This window comes from Streptomyces sp. S.PNR 29, assembly GCF_030386795.1.
GTDB lineage: Bacteria > Actinomycetota > Actinomycetes > Streptomycetales > Streptomycetaceae > Streptomyces.
Genome location: NZ_JANUQM010000021.1, coordinates 149,107 through 155,815 on the forward strand (window position 1 = coordinate 149,107; position 6,709 = coordinate 155,815).

6 protein-coding genes are annotated in these 6,709 nt (G+C 69.3%); 4 read left to right on the forward strand and 2 right to left on the reverse strand.

The window, feature by feature from the left end; translation table 11 throughout:
• Positions 1-72 precede the first annotated feature (72 nt).
• Positions 73-1,053: a cation diffusion facilitator family transporter gene (locus NW895_RS39205; RefSeq protein ID WP_289941872.1), complete on the forward strand. Its 981-nt coding sequence runs from the start codon at positions 73-75 to the stop codon at positions 1,051-1,053.
• Positions 1,054-1,255: 202 nt separating this feature from the next.
• On the opposite strand, the gene NW895_RS39210 is transcribed toward NW895_RS39205, so the two are convergent.
• On the reverse strand, positions 1,256-1,585 hold the full coding sequence (locus tag NW895_RS39210) for a S26 family signal peptidase (protein ID WP_289941873.1): 330 nt from the start codon (positions 1,583-1,585) through the stop codon (positions 1,256-1,258).
• Between the two features lie 338 nt (positions 1,586-1,923).
• Between NW895_RS39210 and ahcY the strand changes: the two genes are divergently transcribed.
• Both ahcY and NW895_RS39220 read left to right on the forward strand, forming a co-directional pair.
• Positions 1,924-3,381 (forward strand): adenosylhomocysteinase, encoded by a 1,458-nt coding sequence (gene ahcY, locus NW895_RS39215; protein ID WP_289941875.1) that lies wholly within the window; start codon positions 1,924-1,926, stop codon positions 3,379-3,381.
• A 144-nt stretch (positions 3,382-3,525) separates the two neighbouring features.
• A complete protein-coding gene (locus NW895_RS39220) occupies positions 3,526-4,140 on the forward strand; it encodes a hypothetical protein (RefSeq protein ID WP_289941877.1) in 615 nt (204 codons plus the stop codon).
• Positions 4,141-4,204: 64 nt separating this feature from the next.
• On the opposite strand, the gene NW895_RS39225 is transcribed toward NW895_RS39220, so the two are convergent.
• Entirely contained in the window at positions 4,205-5,188 is a 984-nt protein-coding gene (locus NW895_RS39225; protein ID WP_289941878.1) for an RDD family protein, read from the reverse strand.
• Between the two features lie 125 nt (positions 5,189-5,313).
• Between NW895_RS39225 and NW895_RS39230 the strand changes: the two genes are divergently transcribed.
• The gene (locus NW895_RS39230) at positions 5,314-6,321 is read left to right on the forward strand and encodes a stage II sporulation protein M (protein ID WP_289941879.1); all 1,008 of its coding nucleotides are present in this window, start codon (positions 5,314-5,316) and stop codon (positions 6,319-6,321) included.
• Positions 6,322-6,709 lie beyond the last annotated feature (388 nt).

The following is a 6,709-nucleotide window of genomic DNA, read 5'->3' on the forward strand; positions in this document are numbered from 1 at the left end:
ACGGGCAAAGCCACCCACAGGCCAAGCCCCCGGGACGGCGTACGTACGAAGGCGAAGGGAACACGCGGACACATGAGCGCGTCAGGCGGCACCAAGGCGATCGTGGCGGCACTCGGCGCCAACCTAGCGATCGCGGCATCGAAGTTCGTGGCGTTCGCGTTCAGCGGCTCTTCGTCGATGCTCGCCGAGGGCGTGCACTCGCTCGCCGACTCCGGCAACCAGTTCCTGCTGCTGATCGGCGGCAAGCGCGCCCAGCGCGAAGCCACCCCCCAGCACCCCTTCGGCTACGGCCGCGAGCGCTACATCTACGCCTTCCTCGTCTCCATCGTGCTCTTCTCGGTCGGCGGCATGTTCGCCCTCTACGAGGGCTACGAGAAGATCAAGCACCCGCACGAACTGAGTCACTGGTACTGGCCGGTGGGCGTCCTCGTCTTCGCGATCATCGCCGAGGGATTCTCCTTCCGTACGGCGATCAAGGAGTCCAACGCCCTGCGCGGCAAGCTCTCCTGGAAGGACTTCGTCCGCCGCGCCAAGGCCCCCGAGCTGCCGGTCGTCCTCCTGGAGGACCTCGGCGCGCTCGTCGGCCTGGTCCTCGCCCTCGGCGGCGTCGGCCTCGCCCTGCTCACCGGCGACGCCGTCTGGGACGGCATCGGAACTCTCTGCATCGGCGCGCTGCTCATCCTCATCGCGCTGGTCCTCGCCGTCGAGACCAAGTCCCTGCTGCTCGGCGAGGCCGCGGGAGTCGAGGAGGTCCAGAAGATCGAGGCCGCGATCGTCGACGGCCACACGGTCACCCGCATCATCCACATGCGCACGCTCCACCTCGGCCCCGAGGAACTGCTGGTCGCCGCCAAGATCGCCGTCCAGCACGACGACACGGCCACCGAGGTCGCCTCCGCCATCAACGCCGCCGAGGCCCGCATCCGCGAGGCCGTCCCGATCGCCCGCGTGATCTACCTGGAGCCGGACATCTACAGCGAGGCCGAGGCCGCCAAGGGCCCGGACCGTGAGGCGAGCCCCGGCGGCCCGGCACCGCACCCCGCCGGACACTGACCTCCTCCACTCCTACGGGGCCCGCCGAGCCTTCTCCGGCGGGCCCCGCCGCCTTCCGTCACACCTGCACGGGCCAGGGCGGCGCGGGCATCGCCCTCCTCTGCCGCCGTACGACGAACGCGGCGATCGCGAAACCAGACCGGCGAGAGCGACGACCAGCCCGAACAGCGCCAGCACCGCGAGCAGCACCGGCAGCGTCCAGTCATCCGTCAGCCGGCCCCGCACGACGCCGACCGGCACCGTCCCGTCGTGGTCGCTCGCGAAGAACCGCGACGCGCTGCATGACCCCGGAGCCGAACCGGAAGCGCTCCGGCGCCGTGTAGAGCACCACATCACCTCGCCGGATCTCGCCACCGCCGACTCCCTCGAAAATCACCCGGTCCCCGACGGCGTACGTGGGCGACATGCTCTCGCTCGGCACCGTCGCCCCCTGGAACCCCGACCGCAGCCACCAGACGGCCCCGATCACCAGCACCAGTCCCAACGGCCCCAACACCCATGCCGTGACCGCCAGTTTCCGCACCGTACCCATGACCCGCCCTGTCCACGTGCACCTTCTGGCGGCGGCAGAGCGTAACGGCCGTATACGAACTCCCTGTGCAGCACCTCACGTTTCGTGATCGGCCGGATGTGTTCCGGAGGCGGGCTGGGGACGGCAGGGGCCATCGGTGTAGCTTGGGACGGAGCCAGACGTCGCTGCTGATGGCGGTCGGGCGGTCCCGACGCGGACCGACCGAGGGAGAGAGGGCCTCCGACGGACTGCGCTGCGCGCACGCGGGCATGCCTGTGCCCTCTTCGGGCACCCCTGTGTCCGCCGCCGCGCAGGTCAGCCGTACCCACCCTCGACCAAACCCCGAGGAGCAGCTCGTAATGACGACTGTCGACCCGCGACAGGACTTCAAGGTCGCCGACCTCTCCCTGGCCGAATTCGGCCGCAAGGAGATCACCCTCGCCGAGCACGAGATGCCGGGCCTGATGGCGATCCGCAAGGAGTACGCCGAGGCCCAGCCCCTCGCCGGCGCCCGCATCACCGGCTCCCTGCACATGACCGTGCAGACCGCCGTGCTCATCGAGACCCTCGCCGCCCTGGGCGCGCAGGTCCGCTGGGCCTCCTGCAACATCTTCTCCACCCAGGACCACGCCGCTGCCGCCATCGCCGTCGGCCCGAACGGCACGCCCGAGAACCCGCAGGGCATCCCGGTCTTCGCCTGGAAGGGCGAGACCCTGGAGGAGTACTGGTGGTGCACCGAGCAGGCCCTGACCTGGCCTGACAGCCCCACCGGCGGCCCGAACATGATCCTCGACGACGGCGGTGACGCCACCCTCCTCGTCCACAAGGGCGTCGAGTACGAGAAGGACGGCAAGGTCCCCTCGCCCGACACCGCCGAGTCCGAGGAACACCGCGTCATCCTCGAACTGCTGACCCGCACCCTGGGCGAGAACCCCCAGAAGTGGACCCAGCTGTCCTCGGAGATCCGCGGCGTCACCGAGGAGACCACCACCGGTGTCCACCGCCTGTACGAGATGCAGCGCGAAGGCACCCTCCTGTTCCCGGCGATCAACGTCAACGACGCCGTCACCAAGTCGAAGTTCGACAACAAGTACGGCTGCCGCCACTCCCTGATCGACGGCATCAACCGCGCCACCGACGTCCTCATCGGCGGCAAGACCGCGGTCGTCTGCGGCTACGGCGACGTGGGCAAGGGCTGCGCGGAGTCCCTGCGCGGACAGGGCGCCCGCGTGATCGTCACCGAGATCGACCCGATCTGCGCCCTGCAGGCCGCGATGGACGGCTACCAGGTCACGACCCTCGACGAGGTCATCGACAAGGCCGACATCTTCATCACCACGACCGGCAACAAGGACATCATCATGGCCTCGGACATGGCCAAGATGAAGCACCAGGCGATCGTGGGCAACATCGGCCACTTCGACAACGAGATCGACATGGCTGGCCTCGCCAAGATCCCCGGCATCGTCAAGGACGAGGTCAAGCCGCAGGTCCACACCTGGACCTTCCCCGACGGCAAGGTGATCATCGTCCTGTCCGAGGGCCGTCTGCTGAACCTGGGCAACGCCACCGGTCACCCGTCGTTCGTGATGTCCAACTCCTTCGCGGACCAGACCCTGGCCCAGATCGAGCTGTTCACCAAGCCCGACGAGTACCCGACCGGCGTCTACGTGCTGCCCAAGCACCTCGACGAGAAGGTCGCCCGGCTCCACCTCGACGCGCTCGGCGTGAAGCTGACCACGCTCCGCCCCGAGCAGGCCGAGTACATCGGCGTGAAGGTCGAGGGCCCGTACAAGCCGGACCACTACCGCTACTGAGCCACACTGTGGTGAGCGCGTCCGTGCACTGACGCGCTCCTCAGCAGCAGATCCTCCGAGGCAGGCCCCCGCACCCCCGTGCCGGGGGCCTGCCCCGTTGGCCCGACCAGCGGCCGGACCAGCCCGTCACGACCCAGGACCCCCATGCCCCGCGGCCGTTATTCGCTCCACGATCCGCACGATCACACCCCCCTCGCAGAAGAGCACTTCCACTGCGCCGTCGGCCCCTCCGGCTGGCGCTATGTCTCCCAGCTCACCACCCCGTCCGGCGAGCACCACGGCTCCGTCGACCTCACCCTCGACGAACTCGGCCGCCCCATCCGCCTGGAACTCCACGCCGCCGACTGGCAGGTCCGCGGCGCCGCCCTCGACGGCGTCACCTGGGTCCGCACCGACCCCACCGGGGCTCACGCCACGGAGGGCAACGTGCGCGCCCATGCCTTCACCGGCGCATCCCCGGCATTCCTCGTCGCCACCACTCGTCTCCTGCGCCTCACCCCCTCCGGCTCTCCGACTCGCGTACGCCTCGTCGCCTTCACGGACCCGGTCCTCGCCCCGCGCACCGTGGACCAGTCCTGGGCACTGGTGAACAGAGAAGCACACGCCACTGACAACGCCCCCCTGACCGTGGACGAATACCAGGTCACAGCCTTGGACACGGGCGAGCAGCACACCGTCCACATCGCCGGCGACGTGGTGCTCGCAGCACCCGGCATCGAACTGGAGGACCTCGAAACCCCGCCGTCCGTGTTTCCGTGAGCCGAGCCGCCCTGGCCGCGGCCGGACAGACCGCTGATCTTGTACGCGGCGCCGGTCCTGAGGACTACGCAGGCGGCACGAAACCGGTGGCGGGACGACCCTCCGACGGCGAATCCCGCGGCACCGCGGGCCGGGCCTCCGCGGCCGGGGCCTCGGGCCGCCCCCCATCCGAAGCCGCCCCGCCGACGTGCGCGGCGGCCGAGGGAGAGACCGCCGAGGCCTGTGCGGCAGACGGCTCGTACGCGCTCGGCGTGGCAGCCACCGCCCCGGCACCGCCCGGTGCCCCGCCCGCAGCCGCGTCGTTCCCGAAAGCCCGCCGGGCCTCCCGGGCCTGTCGTTCCTGCATCACCGCCGCCAGATACGCCGCCGGCGGAACACCCTGCGGCGCCGGAGCGCCCGTACGAGCCGCGAGATCGCCGGCGAGCCGCTCCGCCATGGCCCAGCCGACCTGCGGGTCCAGCTGCCGCATCCGCGTCAGGTACTGACGAACGGCCAGCCAGAGATCATCCGGAACCGCCGACAGATCCAGCCCGGAGAACCGCCCGGCCAGCCACGGCGGAGGCGGAGGCACGAAGCCTGCCCGCGCGACAGGCACCCGCTCCCGGACGACCAGAGTCCCCGCGAACACATCCCCGATCCGCCGCCCACGTGCCGACACGAGCGAGGCGATACAGGCCACGACCCCGAACGTCATCAGGATCTCGATCACTCCGATCAAACCCCGCACCAACGCATGCCGGAACCGGATCGGCCCTCCGTCGTCCCGCACCACCCGCAGCCCGCAGGCCATCTTCCCGAGCGAGCGCCCGTGGCTGAGCGTCTCGACCGCGATGGGCCCGCCCACCAGCAGAAGTACGAACGTCGCGATCGACAGCGCGGTCTGCGCGGCATCGTCCAGGGAAGCCGTGGACGCCACCAGAGCGATGGACACGGCGACATAGGCCGCCACGACCACCACAAGATCCAGCAGCACGGACAGCGCCCTGCTGGGCAGCCTCGCGGGACGCAGTTCAAGCGCCACCGCCTCGCCCGTCACCAGCTCACTCACGCCTGCCGCCCTTCCCCTGACCTGCCCTGAACACGGCCAGTCTGCCAAGCTGAGGACGCATCGCGCTGCGGTACGACAAGCTGATCCACACCGAGCCCCCGAGACAGCCGAGGAGCAGGCAACCGATGGACCTCGACGTCTTCGTCTCCGCCCACCGTGCGGAGTGGGACCGCCTGGACGCACTGCTCCGGCGCCAGCGCCGCCTGACCGGCGCCGAAAGCGACGAGCTCGTCGCCCTCTACCAGCGCACCGCCACCCACCTCTCCCTGATCCAGTCCAGCGCCCCCGACCCACAGCTGACCGGACGTCTCAGCCAACTGGTGGCACGCGCGCGTAGCGCCGTGACGGGCACCCGACGCGCTTCGTGGGGCGATGTCACCCGCTTCCTCGTTGAGGGTTTCCCCGCCGCTGTCTACAGGTCACGCCACTGGTGGGTGCCCACCGCACTCCTGTCCACCGTCGTAGCGGCTCTTCTCGGCTGGTGGATCGGCACCCACCCCGAAGTACAGGCCTCCATAGCGGCCCCCAGCGAACTCCGCGAGCTCACCCGCCCCGGCGGCCAGTACGAGACGTACTACTCAAGCCATCCCGCGGCTTCCTTCGCCGCCCAGGTGTGGACGAACAACGCCTGGGCCGCGGCACTGTGCCTGATCCTGGGCGTCTTCCTGGGCCTGCCGGTCATATGGATCCTCTTCCAGAACATGCTCAACCTCGGCGTGGGCTTCGGACTGATGTCTTCGGCCGGCCGGCTCGACACCTTTCTCGGCCTCGTCCTCCCACACGGTCTACTGGAACTGACCGCCGTGTTCGTGGCCGCCGGCACCGGCCTGCGCCTTGGCTGGACCCTCATAGACCCGGGCCCGCGCAGCCGACGCACAGCGCTCGCCGAGGAGGGCCGAGCCGCCATCGGCATGGCGATCGGCCTCGCCCTGGTCCTCTTCGTCTCCGGCGCCATCGAAGGCTTCGTCACCCCGTCGGGGCTGCCCACCTGGGCCCGCATAGGCATCGGAGTCGTCGCCGAGTCGGTCTTCCTCGTGTACGTCTATGTCCTGGGCGGCCGCGCGGCCCGCGCCGGAGACACAGGTGACGTCCTGGCCGCCGAGCGCAGCGCCACCGTGCCGACGGCGGCCTGATGTGCGTGCACGCCTACGAAGCTGCTAGTCTCCTCTTCGCCCCACAAGAGCCGTTGACACGGAGCCTGTGGGGAGGTAGATTCACACAGTTGCCTGTAGATGGGGTCAACCCGCAGGGTGACAGTGAGTGTCTGTCGGCTTCACGGAACGTCGATTCCGAAGAAGCCTCCCGATGAATCGGAAATGGATGGCCGGTAAGAACGGCCTGACACCTCTGATAAAGTGGGAACCGCCGGAAAGGGAAAGCGCGAGAGCGTGAACTCCGGAAGGCGCCGAGGAAATCGGATCGAGAAAAGATCTGATAGAGTCGGAAACACCGAAGGGAAGCGCCCGGAGGAAAGCCCGAGAGGGTGAGTACAAAGGAAGCGACCGTTCCTTGAGAACTCAA

Coding starts and splice junctions, on each gene's coding strand:
- NW895_RS39205 (WP_289941872.1), top strand. CDS start 73: ATGAGCGCGTCAGGCGGCACCAAGGCGATCGTGGCGGCACTCGGCGCC.
- NW895_RS39210 (WP_289941873.1), bottom strand. CDS start 1,585: ATGGGTACGGTGCGGAAACTGGCGGTCACGGCATGGGTGTTGGGGCCG.
- ahcY (WP_289941875.1), top strand. CDS start 1,924: ATGACGACTGTCGACCCGCGACAGGACTTCAAGGTCGCCGACCTCTCC.
- NW895_RS39220 (WP_289941877.1), top strand. CDS start 3,526: ATGCCCCGCGGCCGTTATTCGCTCCACGATCCGCACGATCACACCCCC.
- NW895_RS39230 (WP_289941879.1), top strand. CDS start 5,314: ATGGACCTCGACGTCTTCGTCTCCGCCCACCGTGCGGAGTGGGACCGC.